Genomic DNA, 16,438 nt, shown 5'->3' with positions numbered 1-16,438 from the left:
TGATCATGTCCTGATGGCCGCGGGGAGGAAGGGGAACCGGCGGCTATGCCGCGACGGCATCCGCGTGGGCCGCAAGCGCATCGAGCGACTGATGGCCGAGCAGGGCGAAGGCCGCTCGTTCGTGCATCTGGCGGGCTGATCTCAACAATCGATGAAGATCATGCTGATCCACGACTCCTGGTAGTACACCTCGATCTTGCTGATCGAGCAAAGCGCGCTGCCGCCACCGGGACTGCCACCCCAGCCTGGCTGGTAGGTTTCCACGCCGCCGGGATACGGGGTGTAGCCGGGCCTGGTCGTCGGAATTCCGGGGATGTCCGGCGACACCGGAAGCGGCATCGGCGGGATGAATTCGGGTTGCAGGGGGTCACACACAATTCCCCGGTTCATCAGGTCGACATTCTGCCGGGCACGATTGCCGGTCTGGTTGTACCAGGCGGAGTTCTGCATTTCCTTCGCCGCTGTCGCGTAGTCGCCCTGGTTCAGGGCCGCGAGCATGCTCGTAAATCGCGACAGCCCGGTCCGGCCCATGTTGAAGATCATGTCAATCACCACGGCCTGTCGGGCCGTACTGATCGAGTCGAGGCGTGGCACCAACGCCCGCGCGTCCACGATGGCCCGGGCGACGTCCTGCTCGAACAGCCGCGTGATCTGTAGCTGGGTCAAGTCGGCTTGGCCGGCGCGCACCGCGTTGTAGTTCGCGCCGACCCCAGCGAGCTGCGCCGCTGCGTCACCCCGGTTGAGGTTGAACCCGATGCCGACGGTCGGGATGCCTTCCGAGTCCAGGTATACGTGCGGGTCGCCGGCCAGCCCGTGCGAACTCTCATGGTTGGCGATGAACAACTTGAGCTCGGCCAGCTCCATCTGTCGTGGCTTCATCCCGTCCAGGCAAGGCCCGTTCTGCGGCGGCCTCGGCGGCTTTTCGAGATCGGCGAACGCCGGCGACGCTCCGACGGTCGATGCAATCACGAAAGCAGTGGTCAGAGCGATTAGGGGTGTGACCGACGAGCGGCGCTTTCCCTGTTTGGCCTCGTACATCAGAGCCTTCTTCCTGAACAGGTCGTCGGCTAGCCTCCACATGCCGTCGCAGACGAACTGCACACGTAGGTACACAATCTTTGGTCTTTCCTCGGCGGACTCAAGGTAGTCGGGCGCCGAGCACGTCTGCCATCCCAGAAACATGGGGTTCTACGAGGCTGGTGCCTCGGCGGGTGGTCCAGCGGGTGCATGGTCGTTGTACTGCGGTGCCTTCGGGCTACGAAGGGAAGCGCGCTCACCACGTCTCGGGTGGTGTGGCGGCGAACAGTTGCGCGACCAGTTCGCGGCGGCTGCGTACGGAGGTCTTGGCGAAGATGGTCTTCAGATGGTCCTGGACCGTGAGGTTGGTCAGCGAGAGGACGCGGGCGATGTCGTTGGTGCTCCTGCCGCGGACCACGTGAAGGGCGACTTCCTGTTCGCGGGGCGTCAGGCCGTAACCGAAGAGTGCGACAGGGATGACCTCTGCCGGTGACGCGGGCGTGGCGACCACGCAGATCCGGCCGTCGGCCCGGCCGTCGAGCAGAGACGCGTGCACGACGAGCCAGGTGCCGCGCCTGCTGCGCACCCGGACGCGGGCCACCTGCATCCGTCGCGCCCGCCCGGCGACGACGAGGAAGGAGGCGGGCACGCCGAGTTTGGACTGGTCCGCGTTCAGCTCGGTGATGAGTGCCTCTGCCGCCGGGTCGGCGGCCAGGAGCTCGTCGCGGGGGCCGAGCACGGCCGCCGCCGGGAACAGTTCGGCGTCCAGGTCGGGGCCGGGAGCGGGGTGGTGCAGGTCACGCAGGGCGACTCCGAGCTGCCGGGAGACCTGACGGGCGACCCGGAGCTCGTTCGGTGTGTAGGGGCCCCGGTCGGCCGCCCGCATGAACGCCGCGCAACCCCAGCGCCCGCCCTGGGCGTCGAAGTTCGCCCGCAACTCGTCGCCGAACCCGGCGGGCTGGAGCTGTTCTCGGTAGCGGATGCTCTGGGCGACATGCCCCCGGGTGGCGTTGCTCAGGGTGTCCGCCGACTGGCCGCTGCTTCGGATCTTGGCGAACGTCGCCACGTCGTCGCAGCCGAACTCCAGCAGCGCTGCCTGGGCGAACCCGCGCGGGTCCAGTCCCTCGGAGTGGATGGTGGTGATGAGACCGGTCACGGGGTCGTTCAGGTGCCAGCAGGCCGCGTCGAACCCGAGCACGTCGCGGAGCAGTTCGGTGCACTGCCCGAACAGGTCGGAGACGTTGGGACGGGCGGCGGTGATGTCGGCGAGCGCCGCCACCGTGATCTGGTGGGCCTGCCTCCCGTGAACCCGGCGACGGACGACCACGCGGTAACGTTACCGCCCATCGATGCGGCGTCGCCAGCGCGTCGAACGCACCGGCGTCCTCGCCGGCCACTCACATCCGCCGCGGCGGATGATCGAAGTCCAGGTCAAGACAGCCAGTGAGAGGTGAGGTCAGCCGGAGCGCAGGGCGGTGTCCAGCGCCGCCAGGTGATCCGCGACCGAACCGACAGTCAACGCCCCGCTCGCCGCCCCGGCCCACTCCATCGCTGCCGGGGCGAGCGCCTGCCTGACCCGTACCAGGGCGGTCTGGTCTCCGGCAGCGATCGCGGCCCGCCCGAACAGGCACCACAGCGCCTCGGCGAGCAGGTCCGCGGGCGGATCCGGAACGGCGGCGAGCGCGATCCGGCCCGGTTCGACCAGGGGACGCACCCACGGGTCGTAAGGCCCCCACCCGCCGTCCTCGGAGACGAGCGGCAGGCCACGGCGCAGGCGCATGCCGAGCAGCGCCAGCGGCAGCAGACCGTCACGCATGCCGGGCATCCCCGCCTGATCCAGCCGGGCTGCCGCGGCGCGGTACAACGTCTCGGCCCGGGTGGCCGGCACCTGCTCGGCCAGGTCGGCGCGCAGTGCCCCGTACCACTGGGTGAACACGCCGACCAGGGGCCGCTCGTGCCGGCCGGCCAGGTCGTCGGCGGCCCGCGCATGCTGGTCGGCCCGGTCGAACGCGGCCACCGCGCAACTCGACTGCAGCCGGATCAGGTGGCCGAGCACCTCGACGCTGGCCAGCCCGTGCCGGTTCGCCAGGCTCACCAGCTCGGCGCCGATCCCATCGCGGCACACCGATCCGCCGGTAGCGTGGAAACTCTGCATGAACACGCCGTTCAACGCGAACGCGAGCAGCGCGGGGTCGTTCATCTGGCGGGCGATCGCCTCGGCCTGCCGGGCGCACTCACGCGGCCGGGGGTCACGGGTGCCGCGTGACTCGAGCGCGATGGTGGCCAGCAGCCGGGCCCGGGCCGGCTCGTGGCCGACCGGCGGGAGGCCCGCGAGGGCCCGTTCGGCGGCGGCGACGATGCCGGCGGACTGCTCCGGGTCGTCGGCGCGGGGCCAGATCGCCGGCACGTCGTAGGCGCCGATCACCCGCGCGGTCAGCTCCGGGTCACCGAGCTGCTCGGCGGCGGCGACCGCCGCGGCCCGCTGCTCCCGGGCCACCTCGAGCCCGCCCGGGCCGGTGACCGCGAGGTTGCGCAGCAGCCCGACCGCAGACTCCAGCCGGGCGCCCCCGGAGTGCACCCGGTCGTAGGCGGAAGCGGCACGCATCAGCACCTCGCCGGCCGGATCCGGCCGGGCGGGGCCGTCCAGGCGCGGCTCCTGCCGCAGGATGTCGATCTCCAGCGCCCGCAGGGCCGGGCCGGGCTCCACCCCGAGGTGCTCGGCGAGCAGCTCATGGGCGCGACGCAGCACAGCGAGAGCGTCGCCCTGCCGGCCCGACCGGTACAGGGCCAACGCGAGCAACCGCCACCCCTGCTCCCGCCAGGGATGCGCGGTGACGTGTTCGTCCAGGTCCGGGACGGCCTCGGCGGCCCGGCCCAGGCCGAGCCGGGCCTCGGCCCGCTGCTCGACGGCCTGTAGACGCAGCTCGGCCAGTCGGGAGCGTGCGGCGCGGGCCCAGGCGGCGTCCGGGAAGTCGGCGTACGCGGGACCACGCCACCAGGCCAGCGCCTCGTCCAGCCGGGCCAGCGCCGCCGCCGGATCCGCTGTTCTGGCTTCCGTGACAGCCTGCTCGAACCGCCAGGCGTCCACCTGATCGGGCGCGCACTTCAACGCGTACCCGAGGCCCTGGGTGACCAACAACGTCGCCGGCGCCCGCGCCGGGCGGTCCGGCTCGATCGCGCGGCGCAGGGCAGCGACGAACGTCCGCACGGCGGCGATCGCACCATCCGGAGGCGAAACCCAAAGATCATCAACAAGATCTTGTACGGGTACGACCCTCCCCCGCGCCACCAGCAACCGAGCCAGCACCGCCCGGTGCATCGGCCCTCTCAGCGCGACCGGCCGGCCCTGCGCGTCCTCGGCGACCACCGGCCCGAGAACGCCGAATCGGATCACCTCGCCACGCTACTCCGGCGCTCATTCGCGGCTCATCGGCATTCCGCAGATCAGCAGGATCTTTCCGGCAGCCGTGTGGTCCTCCATCACGGCGTGGGGCGCGGAAGCCTGCTCCAGTGGGAAACGCTGCCCGATGACCGACGTCCCGTTGCTGCGCGGGATTCGCGACTTCGGCGACTTCGCCGGCAGGATGATCGATCATCAGGACGGGTGGACGGCAGGGCTCACAGCAGCGTTGTCAGCACACCTCCGTCGACGCGCACCGCCGCTCCGTTGATCGCGGACGCGACCGGACTGGCGACGAAGGTCACCGCGTTCGCGATCTCCCTCGGTTCGATGAAGCGTCCCAACAGCGTCGTCTGGTTGGTTCCGATGATCGCTGCCTTCATCTGCTCCTCAGGGATGGACTGCGCGCCCGCCAGAGTCTTGACCGTAACGGCAACGCCATCGGAGTACGTCGGGCCGCCCAGCACCGAGTTCACGGTCACCGCGGTGCCCTTCGTGAGCTTCGCCAGGCCGTTGCCCACCGCGAGCATCGCCGTCTTTGACGTGCCGTAGTGGATCATGTTGGGGGGAACGTTGACGCCCGACTCGCTGCTGACGAACACGATCCGGCCCCACCCCCGATCGAGCATCCCTGGCAGGAGCCGCCGAGCGAGCCGGACTCCGCTGAGCACGTTCACCTCGTGGTAGAGCCGCCAGTCGTCGTCGGAGATGAGATCGAAGTCCTTGAGCTCGAAAAGCCCGACGTTGTTGACCAGGATGTCGACATCCGGGAGCTGGTCGCACAGCCGGTCGACGTCGTCGGCGACCGCGAAGTCGGCCGGCACACCCCTGACGGAAGCGCCGGGCACCTCGCGACGCAACGCTTCGACGGCCTCGACCAGCTTCGCATGGTCGCGACCGTTGAGAGTCACGTCGACACCCTCACCGGCCAGCGCCTTCGCGATCGCATAGCCGATGCCCCGACTGGATCCGCTGACGAACGCGGTCTTGCCCTTGAGCTGCAGGTCCATCTGCCCTCCTTGTGAGTGGCCACCGGCCGGAGCCGGGACCGCGCACCCTGCCGGGCCACCCGGCGGGTTGGTTACGAGGTTGCCGCGCGCCAATGAGCATCCGATGAGCGACCGGATCGGGCTGCATCACCTCGCCGGGCAGGCCATCAGCAAACCGCCGAGCCTGCTCTGGCCCCTCGCGCCGCCGAACAGGACGGCCGGTTCGAGCGCCGGGCGTACCAGACCTTCCGGCGCATCCTCCCTGGTCACGGCGCTGCGGGGCGCACCCCACCCGGCTAGCCTCAACGTTCGAATCGACTTCCCCCTGTTCGTTCACGACGCGGAGTGGGCTGGTGGGAGTCGTGGGGGAAGCAGCGCGCGCAGGACGATGGCTCAGCGGGTCACCGGACCGGGACGTGCGGAGGACGCAGCCGTGGGGTGACCATGCCGTGGTAGCGGGGAAGTCGTCGGGTGGGGCCGGTTCAGGCCGTCACTCCTCCTGTTGGTCGAGGGCGTGCAGTTTCGCGCGGAGGTTCGGCGCGCCGGGATCGCCAAGGCCGGTGAGGATGGACAGGGCGTCCGTCCAGGCCGCGCCGGCGGCGGCGGGGTTGCCGGAGGTGTGGTGGGTGTCGCCGAGGTGGGTCAGGACACTGGCCTCGTGGTAGTGCTCGCCGAGATTGCGCAGCAGGGCGAGGGCGTGCTGGTAGCAGTCGATGGCCTGGCTGTAGCGGCCAAGGTGGTGGTGGACGTAGCCGAGGCTGTCCCAGGTGCTGGCCTGCCCGCTGCAATCACCGAGCTGCTGGAACAGGGTGAGGGCCTGTTGACATGCGGTGAGGGCCTGGGTGTGGTCGCCGAGCTGGGCGTGGCACCAGCCGACGGAGTTGAGGGCGTGGGCTTGTCCCGGGCGGTGGCCGGCAGCCCGGTGCACGACGAGGGCCTGTTGGCCGTGGCCAAGGGCCAGGTCGTAGCGGCCCTGTCGCTGCCGAAGGTAGCCGAGGTTGTAGTGGGTGTAGCCCTGGCCGACTCGGTCGCCGATCCGGGTGTAGAGGTCGAGGGCGTGCTGGAGATGGGTGTACGCGTCGTCGTGGCGACCGAGCTGAGTGGTGCCACGGGCCACGCCACGGTGGGCGGTCGCCTGCGCGGCCGGGTCGTGCAGTGTCCGACGGGGACGGTTTCCGACTTCAGCGGTGACGGGCACGCTGACGTCCTCGGCGTCGACTCCTCGGGCTACCTCTGGTACTACCCCAACAACAACTACGCCCTCTCCACCCCGACCAAACTCGGCCACGGCTGGAGCACCTTCCCATTCGTCATGTGACCCCCGAGTGGCGGCTCCACGATGGAGACCGAAGGCAGACGCATCCAGCAACGGTGCGAGGCGTCGCGGGGGCAGTGATCGCCGCGATCGCGGACGGCATCAGGCGGTAGCCACGCTGCTCGAGCGGTAACGATCGTGGTGGGGGGGCCGAGCGGTCCCCGCACCACTCATAGACGGCGTGCCGCAAGGCAAGGGTCCGACCTGCGCTGCGGCAGGTCGGACGCCTTGTTCAATGCTGTTGCGGTTATCGCCCCGGGGGCCACCGCTACCGGGACAGCCTCTGCGGTCTGGGAGGTAGATCTCGGTCAACGAGTGAGCGAGTGAATTGGTTCCCCGCTTGATGCAGCAGTCACTCCGGTCTTGAGGACCGCTCGGCCCAGGACGCCGAACCAGATCACGTTGATCAGTCCGATGAGGGCGACGGAGCCCCAACCGTTTGCGGCGTAGAACGAGGCCGCGTTCATGCCGAAGAAAACTGACGGCACGAGCGCAAGGTTGGCTGCGGCCAGGATGATGCTGCATCGACGGACCCGGGCCGAGAAGATACCATTACGGGTCGCGATGCTCAGCGCGATAAGGTACGTGGCCACGAGGACCCGAGCGATGGGGCCGTGCAGGAGGACGACCGCGGACGCGAGCGGGCCGTCCACTGTCGGATCCAGGGAACCGTCCGGGTACCACAGGGACGTTCCGGTCTCCAACGACGCGGAGACCAGGGTGACCACGATATATGCCTGTAGCGCCGTGACCGCAAGCGTTCCCGAGAGCCCCGGGTCCCCATGTCGGCTGGCCCTGAGCATGCGAGACAGGCCGACCGAGAAAATGAGGAAGCCAGTGAACGTGGCGACGGTGATGAGGTTGCGACCGAGCACGTTCGCCAGGGGCGGCGGCCCGGAGTAGACGAAGTACAGCGCAACCATCAGCACCGACACGACTCCGCCGGCGATTCCGCTCAGACCTGTGACGCGTCGCTGAATCGAGGTGAACCTGGTGGGCATGTCTGCTCCAGAGGAGTGTGGGGTTCGGGTGGGGTTGCGCCCCGGCGGCGCGCTGAGTTCCGCTGGCGCGTCCGGTCCGGTCATCGGATGTCTGCGGCCAGCCCGTCGGCGACTGTGAGTCCGCCGACAACTGCGGCGGTGGCGACCGCGGTGAGAAGCCACCATGGCAAAGCCAGATCGCCGCCGATAACACCGATCAGTAGCCAGATCACCACTTGAATGAGGGTCGCGAGAGAGCCGACCACGGCGGTGATCTGTCGAGCGGCGACGATCCGCCGAGGGGACCCGGTCGGCGTGCTAGGTGGCCTCAGCACGTCGCCAACGAAGCTTCGAGTACGTTCGCCGATGGTTTGCAAAGTCGGGGTGGAGTTCATGGCCACAATTCCGCCAGGCTCCACGACACCGCACATCGATCCTTCCGGGCAGACTCACCAACTAAAGTTGTACGCGCGGTCGACGGAAGGGCATTGCATGCGGGCGATCTCTTCCCTAGGCTCGTCGCGTGAGCGAGGTCAAGACCGAAATCCAGCCGGGCCGCGGGTGGCTGTCGCATGTTCGACCCGCATTCTTGGTGCTTGTCTCGTTCGCGGGCGGACTTGCCCTTCTATATGGAGTTCTGCAGCAGGCTCCGGCGGGTGTAGCACGCTGGATTGATGTGCTGTTCGGTGCCTTGGCCAGCGCTGCCCTGGTGTTCTCTCGCCGTGCGCCCGTACCGGTGGCGCTGGCTTTGGCGGGGGTCGCCGCCGTATTCGCCTCCGGCGGACTGGCAAACATGTTGGCGCTTTACGCCGTGGCACGCCATCGACAGCTGACGGTGGCGCTGCTCATCGCATCGCTCAATGTCGTCTGCGGCTGCTTCTTTTGGACGCTGTATCCCAAGAACAATTCGCTGTTGTTGACCTTCACGGTCAACGTCGCCATCGCCGCGGCATTGACCGCTTGGGGTGCGTTACGGCAGGCGCAAGAAGCATTGCTCGACTCTTACCGGGAGCGGGCGGAGCGGCTGGAGCGGGAACAAGAATTGCGGGAGAGAGAGATTCGCCGTGCCGAGCGCACCCGGATTGCGAGGGAAATGCATGACGCCGTCGCGCATCGAATCTCTCTCGTGGCTCTACACGCGGGTGGCCTCGATGTCATGCCGGATCCGGCCCAGAGCGATGTCCGCCGGTCTGCCCAGTTGATCAGATCTGCCGCCGTCCAGGCGTTGGAGGAACTGCGCGCGGCAATTGGTGTTCTGCGAGCCGACGAGCCTCGATCACTGGAGCAACCGGGGCTGGACCGCGTCGACGACTTGCTCCGCGACGCCGCGGACGCCGGCCAGCGAGTGGCGGTAGCGAGGGCTCCCGACATCGCGGATGGTGTCCCGCCAGATGTGGGACGCGCCGCTTATCGCATCGTCCAGGAAGGGCTGACGAATGCCCGGAAGCACGCCCCCGGCTCCGCTGTGTCGCTCACCCTGCGGCGCACATCCGGCGCTTTGCTCCTGCAAATACGCAATCCCCTGACGGCCGAGAGGCTGGAGATGCCCGGGTCCGATCGCGGCCTGATTGGGCTGACAGAACGAGTCGCCCTGACGGGCGGAAAACTGCATTACGGCATCTCAGAGTCCCACCAATTCGAACTGTGTGCGGAGCTGACGTGGAAGTGACCCGAGTACTGATCGTCGACGACGACGCCATGGTGCGGACCGGATTGCGCATGGTGCTGTCGGCAGATCCCACCATCCAGGTGGTTGGTGAGGCCACCAACGGTCAGGAAGCCCTGGACCTGACTCGCAACGATCCGGTCGATGTCGTGATGATGGATCTCCAGATGCCCGTCATGGACGGCGTCACCGCGACTCGGCAGCTGCGCCGGCGCCCGGATCCACCCGCGGTGTTGATCCTCACCACCTTCCATCTCGACCACTACGTGCTGGAAGCGCTTGCGGGGGGTGCCCTCGGCTACCTGCTCAAGGAGACCGCACCGCAGGAGATCGCGCGGGCTGTGCACATGGCGGCCGCCGGTGATTCGGTGTTCTCGGCGCAGGTCACAGAACGGCTGGTGTCGCACATCAGCAGTCGAGAAAGCGATCCGCAAACGCACGAGGCTCGGCGCCGGCTCGCGCGGCTCACAGAACGGGAGTTGGAGGTGGCTGAGGGAATCGCCGCCGGCAGCTCGAACGCTTCCATCGCTGCCGACATGTTCATGAGCGAGGCGACCGTGAAGACGCACGTGTCGCGAATACTGTCCAAGACCGCGGCCGAGAACCGCGTGCAGGTAGCCCTACTTGTCTATCAGGCGCGCCGCACGTCCTGACCAGGTCACACCTCTCGCGCCCGGGCGTACCGGAGGCTCGTTGACGGTGCCGTCGAAGGTGCGGGCCTCGACGAGCATCATGGCCTGCCGCTGGGCCGACGGCGGGGAGAATCGGGTGCCGGCGCCGAGCACGATGGGATGCACGAAGATCTGGTACTCGTCGATCAGGTCGGCCCCGGCGAGGCGGCGACGGTCTGTAATCCACCGAGACGTAGCTGGACCCGTCCGGGGCGTCGGCTGCCTTGCGTACCGACGCCGGCTCGGCCACCACCGACGCGTTCCACGCGTCCTGGCTCCGCATCAGGGCCCGGCAAAGTCGTTACGTGATGCCGAGTAGGGCCAGCGGGCGGGTGCTGTCGCGGGAGTGGTGGCGGTTGGCGGCGGCGGTGTTGGTGATGCCGGCGGCGCGGAGGTCGGTGATGGCCTATACACCGACAGGTGTGGCGGCGGGGCATCCGCACGTAAGGTCATCGCTTCCTGGGGCCGGCAGTTGTGTAGGGCATACCTGGTCATACGCGTTGCTGATGAAATGACCTGCTGCCAGGATCGCCTGGTGAGCATGTCGCAGCACCAGGACGCCCCTTCCGTGCGTCCCATCACCGGCGCCGATGTCCCGACCGCGGTCGATACCCTTGCCCGGGCCTTCGCGGACTATCCCTTTACCCGGCACGTGATCGCGGCGAACGGTCACGAGGACCGGATCCGGCGTTTCCAGGAGCTGTGCCTGACCCGCATCGCAATGGTGTACGGCCGGGTGTGGGTCGCCGACGGAGGCCGCGCTGTGGCTGTCTGGGCCACCCCCGATCAGGATCCCTCGCCCGCGTTCGCCGAGCTCGGTCCGATACTCGGTGAACTTTGCGGTGATCGGGCGGCTGCCTTTGCATCCGCACAGCAGGCCGTCGCGCCCTATCGGCCGCAGGAGCCAGGATGGTTCCTGGAGACGGTGGGGACCGCCCCCGAGGCCCAGGGGCAGGGCCTTGGCAGCGCGGTGCTGCTTCCCGGTATCGAAGAGGCCGAACGCGCGGGCTATCCGGCGTTTCTGGAGACCTCCAGCGAGCGGAATGTGGCCTTCTACGAGCGACTCAATTTCACAGTCACAGCCGACCTCCAACTCCCTGGCAACGGCCCCCGCACCTGGTGCATGCGCAAGGACCCCACGGGTCAGGACTCGGCACCCGACGATGGGTCGTCGAGCAGACCATCGTCCTGCTGCACTGGCTTCGCCGCCTCCGCGTCCGCTGGCAGATCCGCGACGACATCCACGAAGCCTTCCTCACCCTGGCCTGCGCCATCATCTGCTGGCGCAGGCTCCAACGCTCATAGAGTTAGGCGTAGTTATGGGGCAGGCTGGGCGAGGGCGAGGGCGAGGGCGAGGGCCCTGGTCGGGGTTGCGCGTCCGGCTGCATGGCCACCGCTCAGGCTCGCGTGCTCAAATCCTGATCAGGCGTAGACGTAAAGCGCAGCGTGCGTGCTCGAGACCGCAGCGCATTGCGCCAGGTAGCCCTGGCTGTTGTACCAGAGCATGTACGACACGCAGTCCGAAATTGGATAGGTGCCGATGTACACCCAGGTGGCGTTGATCACGGCGGGAGCTTTGATGGAAGCAGCTTCTGAAACTGAGGCCGGGGCTGCAGCTGCCACGCCGCTGCCGACGCCGATTGTGGCGACCAGGATTCCCGCCACCAGACCGATACGGCGCAGGGTTTTACGCACGGGGAATCTCCTCTGCTTTCGTTCTTGCCGGTGTCGGCGATCGACATCACATAGATGTTAACAGATCAATTACAACACGATAGAGATTAGGGCGAGATCGATTTGCACCCTGACCGAAAGATCAATTTGCGGGTCACTTCAATAACGACACGCCACAGTGAATTTATCTCAGCAAGGCATAAAGTTTGATTGGTGCGACACGGGCGAAGCTCGCGAGTCGGGCGGCAGTGGGAACAGGCATGGAGCCATCGGTAGACAGGTCCTTGCGACAGATCCACGCCTTCGAGAGCACGCTGCTCTGCTGTCCGTGGCGCTGGGCGTCGTCGAAGGGCAGCCGAGCGAGCAGGCGCTGCGCCTGGTGCCGCTGGTGCTGCCATTGGGCCCTGGTGGGCATGCTGACGGTCACGGGTGCGGAGATCGGATGGCGCGGCGCCCGCCAGACGAGCCCACTGACGCACTCGCCCACCTCGGCGAGCAGGCCGCCTACGCTGTCCGGTCCAGCGCGACGGCGGAAGACCTGCCGACCGCATCCTTCGCCGGCCAGCAGGACACACACCTGAACATCGTCGGACCAGCGGCTGTTCTCCTCGGTCGCGGCGAAGGAGGCCCGGGCCGACTACCTGCCTTACAACGCCAGCAAGCTCGCCGTGCTGCACGTCATGTTCTCGATGGCCGGGCTGCTCGGCCCGCACGGCATCTCGGTGAACGCGATCTCGCCGGGCCCGGTCAACACGGCCATGTGGGCGCAGAAGGCCAGCGACTCGGGCGCGGCCGACGAGGCTCGGCGGGCCCGGGCGATGCAGCTGCCGATGCGTCGCTTCGCCGAGCCCGACGAGGTCACCCGGGCCGTGCTGTTCCTCACCGATCCGGCCAACCGCTACATCACCGGCGTCTCGCTCGACGTCGCCGGCGGCACCCACCTCGGCATCGGCACCTGACTCACCTCGGCACGGGGGAAGGCGACAGCCGGCGAGCCGGGGCGCGGCACCCGGGAACATCCTCAAACGGCTCCTGGCATCGCTGCCTTGCCTCACGACTGCGCCGCCGTGCCGCCGCTTCGTGGGAAGCGTTGTCAAATCAGCAATGGCAGGGAGATTTCCCCTGCCATTCTTAATATATAGCGCACAGGAGGGCTTGCGGCAAGACCCCGGTCGTGGCGCAGAATCGTCGGTCGATTCCATAAACCTGCAGAACGGGGGGCAAACAATGGGTGTGCTGTCGATGTGCGAGGAAAGCGCGACCGGTGCGGCGCGCTGCGGCACGACCGCTTCGGAGGTGTCGCGGTGACCGCGCGGTACGTGGTGGATCTTCACAAGGTCGACGAGACGCAGGCTGCGCTCGTTGGCGGCAAGGGCGCGCACCTGGGCGGGCTGTCGCGGATCGACGGCGTCCGCGTACCGGCTGGTTTCTGCGTGACGACGGACGCCTTCCGGCGGATCGTGGGGGCAGCGCCGTCGCTCGACAATCGGCTCGATCAGTTGTCGCGCCTGGCCCCGGACGACCGGGAGGCGATCCGGGCGCTCAGTGCGGAGATTCGTGCCACGCTCGAAGGGGTCACCATCCCCGCCGACCTGGCCGCGGAGATCACTGACGCACTCGCCCACCTCGGCGAGCAGGCCGCCTACGCTGTCCGGTCCAGCGCGACGGCGGAAGACCTGCCGACGGCATCCTTCGCCGGCCAGCAGGACACACACCTGAACATCGTCGGACCGGCGGCGATCCTGGCACACGTCAGCCGGTGCTGGGCGTCGCTGTTCACCGAGCGGGCGGTGACCTACCGCCTACGCAACGGCTTCGACCACCACAAGGTCCAGATGGCGGTGGTCGTACAGCGGATGGTCTTCCCGCAGTCGGCCGGCGTCCTGTTCACGGCCGACCCGGTCACCGGGAACCGGAAGGTCGCCACCGTGGACGCCAGCTTCGGCCTCGGCGAGGCCCTGGTCTCCGGCCTGGTGAACCCGGACGTCTTCCGGGTGCGCGACGGCGGGATCGTCACCAGGTCGGTCGCCGCCAAGCGATTCGCCATCCACGCCGTGCCTACCGGCGGGACACAGCAGGTGGCGATCGACCCGGGGCGGCGGGAGCAGCCGGCGCTCACGGACGCCCAGGTCGTACGGTTGGTGCGGCTCGGGCGGCGGATCGAGGCGCACTTCGGCCGGCCGCAGGACATCGAATGGTGCCTGGTCGACGACGACTTCCAGATCGTGCAGAGCCGGCCGATCACCACGCTTTTCCCCATCCCCGAGGCCGCCGACCAGGGCAACCACGTCTACCTCTCGGTCGGCCACCAGCAGATGATGACCGACGCCATGAAGCCCCTGGGCATCTCCGTGTGGCAGCTGACGGCCATGGCGCCGATGCACGAGGCCGGCGGGCGGCTCTTCGTCGATGCCACCCCGTTACTGACCTCGCCCAGGAGCCGCGTCGGCTTCCTGGAGATGGTGGGACGGGGTGAACCACTCATGCGGGACGCGCTGGAGACCGTCCTCGACCGTGGCGACTTCATCCCGACCCTCCCGGACGAGAGCACCGGCGGGGGGCCCAGCAGGTTCCTGGCCCGCGGCGCGTCCGCCCCGATCGAGACCGACCCGGCCATCGTCGCCGAGTTGGTCGAGCGCGACCAGGCGTCCATCGCCGCCCTGCGCCGCGACATCGCGACGTTGACCGGACCGGCGCTCTTCGACTTCCTGCTGGCGGCCTTTCAGGAACACAAGCGAGTCCTCGGTGAGCCGCTGAACATGCAGGCGATCATGGCAGGGATGGAGGCCACCTGGTGGCTCAACGACCAGTTGCACGAGTGGCTGGGTGAGAAGAACGCCGCCGACACCCTCACCCTCTCCGCCCCCGGCAACGTCACGTCCGAGATGGGACTGGCGCTGCTCGACGTCGCGGACGTGATCCGCCCACATCCGGAGGTGGTGGCGTTCCTGCGGAGCGTCGCGGGCGAGGGCCTCCCCGAAGCCCGGGAGCGCAACGGCGGGCAACTCCGCGAGACTCGCGAGCGGGACAGCGGGCAGTTCCTGGACGAGCTGCCGAAGCTCCCGGGCGGGACCGAAGCGCGCGACGCCATCCGGGCCTACCTCGACCGGTACGGCATGCGCTGCGTCGGCGAGATCGACATCACCAGACCACGCTGGAGCGAACGCCCCGGCACGCTCGTACCCCTGATCCTCGACAACATCAAGCTCTTCGAGCCCGGCGCCGCCAAGCGGCGCTTCGAGCAAGGACGGCAGGAGGCTCGGCAGAAGGAACAGGACGTGCTGACCCGCCTGCGGGCCCTACCGGACGGGGAGCAGAAGGCCGAGGAAACCAAGCGGATGATCGACCGGGTCCGGACCTTCATCGGCTACCGGGAGTACCCGAAGTACGGCATCGTCAGCCGCTACTTCGTCTACAAGCAGGCCCTGCTGGCGGAGGCCGAACGCCTCGTGCGGGCCCACGTGATCCCGGACCGGGACGACATCTTCTACCTCACGTTCGCCGAACTCCACGACGCCGCGCGCTCGCACCGGTTGGATCACCAGCTCATTCAGCAACGCAAGGAGGCGTTCCGCTCGTACCAGACGCTCACCCCGCCACGGGTACTCACCTCCGACGGCGAGGCCATCTCCGGGGCGTACCGACGCGACGACGTACCGGCCGGCGCGCTGGTCGGCCTGCCGGTCTCCGCCGGAACCGTCGAGGGGCGGGCCCGCGTCATCCTCGACCTGGCCCAGGCCGACCTCGAAGCGGGCGACATCCTGGTCACCGCCTACACCGATCCGAGCTGGTCACCCTTGTTCGTGGGAATCGCGGGCCTGGTCACGGAGGTGGGCGGCCTGATGACCCACGGCGCGGTGATCGCACGGGAGTACGGCCTACCCACCGTCGTCGGCGTGGTGGACGCCACCCGGCTCATCCGGGACGGGCAGCGGATCCGCGTGAACGCAACCGATGGGTACGTCGAGATCCTGCCTTGACCGAAGGGCGAGGCGGGGCATGCCGCACACATCGACTGACGTCCTGATTGTCAGGCACGCATCGACACGATGCACACACCACTGCCGCGAAGCGCGTCGCGCCGGGCGACCCTCCTGCAAGCTTGATCAACCAGCGGCACGGGCACGGCGGGCGAGGTCGGCCGCGAGCACAAGCGCTATCAGAAGCGCGGTAGCGGTGAGATACCAGCCGACGCCAAGGCGACTGGCCGCCTCCGGCTCGATGAGGTTTCCCGCACTGTCCATGCCGATGGCGCGTACCCGCTCACCCGCAACCTGTATGCCGTACCAACTGATGCTGCCCATCGCAGCCATGGCACACACCAGTACCGCGACGGGATACGTCTTCCGGCCGTGCACCACGGCGGCCATGGCACCGCCGAAGGCCACCAGTAGCGAACCCAGAAAGACCAGCGCGAGCAGCACCGAGGCCCGGTGGCCGAACATCACGGCCAGCCCGCTGCGTTCGCCACCCAACGGGTTGCTCTCCCACGTCAGTCCGACCCCAGCAGCGGCCACCATCAGCGAGATGCACAGTGGTAACCATGATCTCCATCGCACGACGTTCTGACGGAAGACAGACCCACCACGTTCCCACTGTCCCAGCCGAACATCGAGATCATCCACGTCGTCATTCCTGTGAGTGGAACCGACATAAGCGCGTAGGCGCTCGACGGCCAGTCCCCGCTGTTGCTGTTGGGCAGTCGATCATCGCCATCCCCAGCGGG

15 protein-coding genes and 2 pseudogenes are annotated in these 16,438 nt (G+C 68.2%); 8 read left to right on the top strand and 9 right to left on the bottom strand.

Annotated features, from left to right (window positions below; genetic code table 11):
• The first annotated feature begins 13 nt into the window (after positions 1-13).
• Positions 14-139 (top strand): hypothetical protein, encoded by a 126-nt coding sequence (locus tag ACFYWL_RS10860; protein ID WP_386970300.1) that lies wholly within the window; start codon positions 14-16, stop codon positions 137-139.
• 2 nt (positions 140-141) lie between these two features.
• Here the strand turns inward: ACFYWL_RS10860 and ACFYWL_RS10855 are convergent, their stop codons facing one another.
• The 5 genes from ACFYWL_RS10855 to ACFYWL_RS10835 form a co-directional block, all read right to left on the bottom strand.
• Positions 142-1,101: a glycoside hydrolase family protein gene (locus ACFYWL_RS10855; RefSeq protein WP_386970298.1), complete on the bottom strand. Its 960-nt coding sequence runs from the start codon at positions 1,099-1,101 to the stop codon at positions 142-144.
• Between the two features lie 172 nt (positions 1,102-1,273).
• A complete protein-coding gene (locus ACFYWL_RS10850; protein ID WP_386970296.1) occupies positions 1,274-2,344 on the bottom strand; it encodes a LuxR C-terminal-related transcriptional regulator in 1,071 nt (356 codons plus the stop codon).
• A 129-nt stretch (positions 2,345-2,473) separates the two neighbouring features.
• Complete coding sequence (locus ACFYWL_RS10845) at positions 2,474-4,384, bottom strand: BTAD domain-containing putative transcriptional regulator (protein WP_386970564.1); 1,911 nt, start codon at positions 4,382-4,384, stop codon at positions 2,474-2,476.
• A gap of 251 nt (positions 4,385-4,635) precedes the next feature.
• Positions 4,636-5,427: an SDR family NAD(P)-dependent oxidoreductase gene (locus tag ACFYWL_RS10840; protein ID WP_386970293.1), complete on the bottom strand. Its 792-nt coding sequence runs from the start codon at positions 5,425-5,427 to the stop codon at positions 4,636-4,638.
• Between the two features lie 469 nt (positions 5,428-5,896).
• Positions 5,897-6,604: a tetratricopeptide repeat protein gene (locus tag ACFYWL_RS10835; RefSeq protein ID WP_386970290.1), complete on the bottom strand. Its 708-nt coding sequence runs from the start codon at positions 6,602-6,604 to the stop codon at positions 5,897-5,899.
• Here ACFYWL_RS10835 and ACFYWL_RS10830 point away from each other — a divergent pair.
• On the top strand, positions 6,557-6,724 hold the full coding sequence (locus ACFYWL_RS10830) for a hypothetical protein (protein WP_386970573.1): 168 nt from the start codon (positions 6,557-6,559) through the stop codon (positions 6,722-6,724). The two genes, ACFYWL_RS10835 and ACFYWL_RS10830, sit on opposite strands and share 48 nt — an antisense overlap.
• A gap of 305 nt (positions 6,725-7,029) precedes the next feature.
• Here the strand turns inward: ACFYWL_RS10830 and ACFYWL_RS10825 are convergent, their stop codons facing one another.
• Positions 7,030-7,722 (bottom strand): hypothetical protein, encoded by a 693-nt coding sequence (locus ACFYWL_RS10825; RefSeq protein WP_386970287.1) that lies wholly within the window; start codon positions 7,720-7,722, stop codon positions 7,030-7,032.
• Positions 7,723-7,802: 80 nt separating this feature from the next.
• The gene (locus tag ACFYWL_RS10820) at positions 7,803-8,096 is read right to left on the bottom strand and encodes a hypothetical protein (protein ID WP_386970284.1); all 294 of its coding nucleotides are present in this window, start codon (positions 8,094-8,096) and stop codon (positions 7,803-7,805) included.
• A 128-nt stretch (positions 8,097-8,224) separates the two neighbouring features.
• Between ACFYWL_RS10820 and ACFYWL_RS10815 the strand changes: the two genes are divergently transcribed.
• The 3 genes and pseudogenes from ACFYWL_RS10815 to ACFYWL_RS10805 form a co-directional block, all read left to right on the top strand.
• Positions 8,225-9,370: a sensor histidine kinase gene (locus ACFYWL_RS10815; protein ID WP_386970281.1), complete on the top strand. Its 1,146-nt coding sequence runs from the start codon at positions 8,225-8,227 to the stop codon at positions 9,368-9,370.
• Positions 9,361-10,020: a response regulator gene (locus tag ACFYWL_RS10810; RefSeq protein ID WP_386970278.1), complete on the top strand. Its 660-nt coding sequence runs from the start codon at positions 9,361-9,363 to the stop codon at positions 10,018-10,020. The genes ACFYWL_RS10815 and ACFYWL_RS10810 overlap by 10 nt, the downstream gene beginning before the upstream one ends.
• Before the next feature lie 529 nt (positions 10,021-10,549).
• Positions 10,550-11,098: pseudogene (locus tag ACFYWL_RS10805) on the top strand (GNAT family N-acetyltransferase); the annotation flags it as partial.
• A gap of 362 nt (positions 11,099-11,460) precedes the next feature.
• On the opposite strand, the gene ACFYWL_RS10800 reads toward ACFYWL_RS10805, so the two are convergent.
• Positions 11,461-11,733: a hypothetical protein gene (locus ACFYWL_RS10800; protein WP_386970276.1), complete on the bottom strand. Its 273-nt coding sequence runs from the start codon at positions 11,731-11,733 to the stop codon at positions 11,461-11,463.
• A gap of 448 nt (positions 11,734-12,181) precedes the next feature.
• On the opposite strand from ACFYWL_RS10800, the pseudogene ACFYWL_RS10795 reads away from it, so the two are divergent.
• The 3 genes and pseudogenes from ACFYWL_RS10795 to rph all read left to right on the top strand — a co-directional run.
• Positions 12,182-12,319, top strand: a pseudogene (locus tag ACFYWL_RS10795) (PEP/pyruvate-binding domain-containing protein); the annotation flags it as partial.
• Complete coding sequence (locus ACFYWL_RS10790; protein ID WP_386970561.1) at positions 12,312-12,671, top strand: SDR family NAD(P)-dependent oxidoreductase; 360 nt, start codon at positions 12,312-12,314, stop codon at positions 12,669-12,671. The pseudogene ACFYWL_RS10795 and the gene ACFYWL_RS10790, both read left to right, overlap by 8 nt.
• 345 nt (positions 12,672-13,016) lie before the next feature.
• Complete coding sequence (rph, locus tag ACFYWL_RS10785; RefSeq protein WP_386970273.1) at positions 13,017-15,692, top strand: rifamycin-inactivating phosphotransferase; 2,676 nt, start codon at positions 13,017-13,019, stop codon at positions 15,690-15,692.
• A 126-nt stretch (positions 15,693-15,818) separates the two neighbouring features.
• On the opposite strand, the gene ACFYWL_RS10780 is transcribed toward rph, so the two are convergent.
• Positions 15,819-16,337 carry a hypothetical protein gene (locus ACFYWL_RS10780; RefSeq protein WP_386970270.1) on the bottom strand — a complete coding sequence of 173 codons (519 nt, stop codon included), beginning with the start codon at positions 16,335-16,337 and terminating at the stop codon, positions 15,819-15,821.
• Between the last annotated feature and the right edge of the window lie 101 nt (positions 16,338-16,438).

The sequence above is a fragment of the Micromonospora sp. NPDC002575 genome, from assembly GCF_042889525.1.
GTDB lineage: Bacteria > Actinomycetota > Actinomycetes > Mycobacteriales > Micromonosporaceae > Micromonospora > Micromonospora carbonacea.
The sequence above is the reverse complement of the archived record's forward strand: the minus strand, read 5'-3'. Positions and strand labels throughout refer to the sequence as shown.

Bases quoted from the DNA above. Each gene is read 5' to 3' on its own strand.
- ACFYWL_RS10840 (WP_386970293.1), bottom strand. From the start codon at position 5,427: ATGGACCTGCAGCTCAAGGGCAAGACCGCGTTCGTCAGCGGATCCAGT.
- ACFYWL_RS10825 (WP_386970287.1), bottom strand. From the start codon at position 7,722: ATGCCCACCAGGTTCACCTCGATTCAGCGACGCGTCACAGGTCTGAGC.
- ACFYWL_RS10860 (WP_386970300.1), top strand. From the start codon at position 14: ATGGCCGCGGGGAGGAAGGGGAACCGGCGGCTATGCCGCGACGGCATC.
- ACFYWL_RS10820 (WP_386970284.1), bottom strand. From the start codon at position 8,096: ATGAACTCCACCCCGACTTTGCAAACCATCGGCGAACGTACTCGAAGC.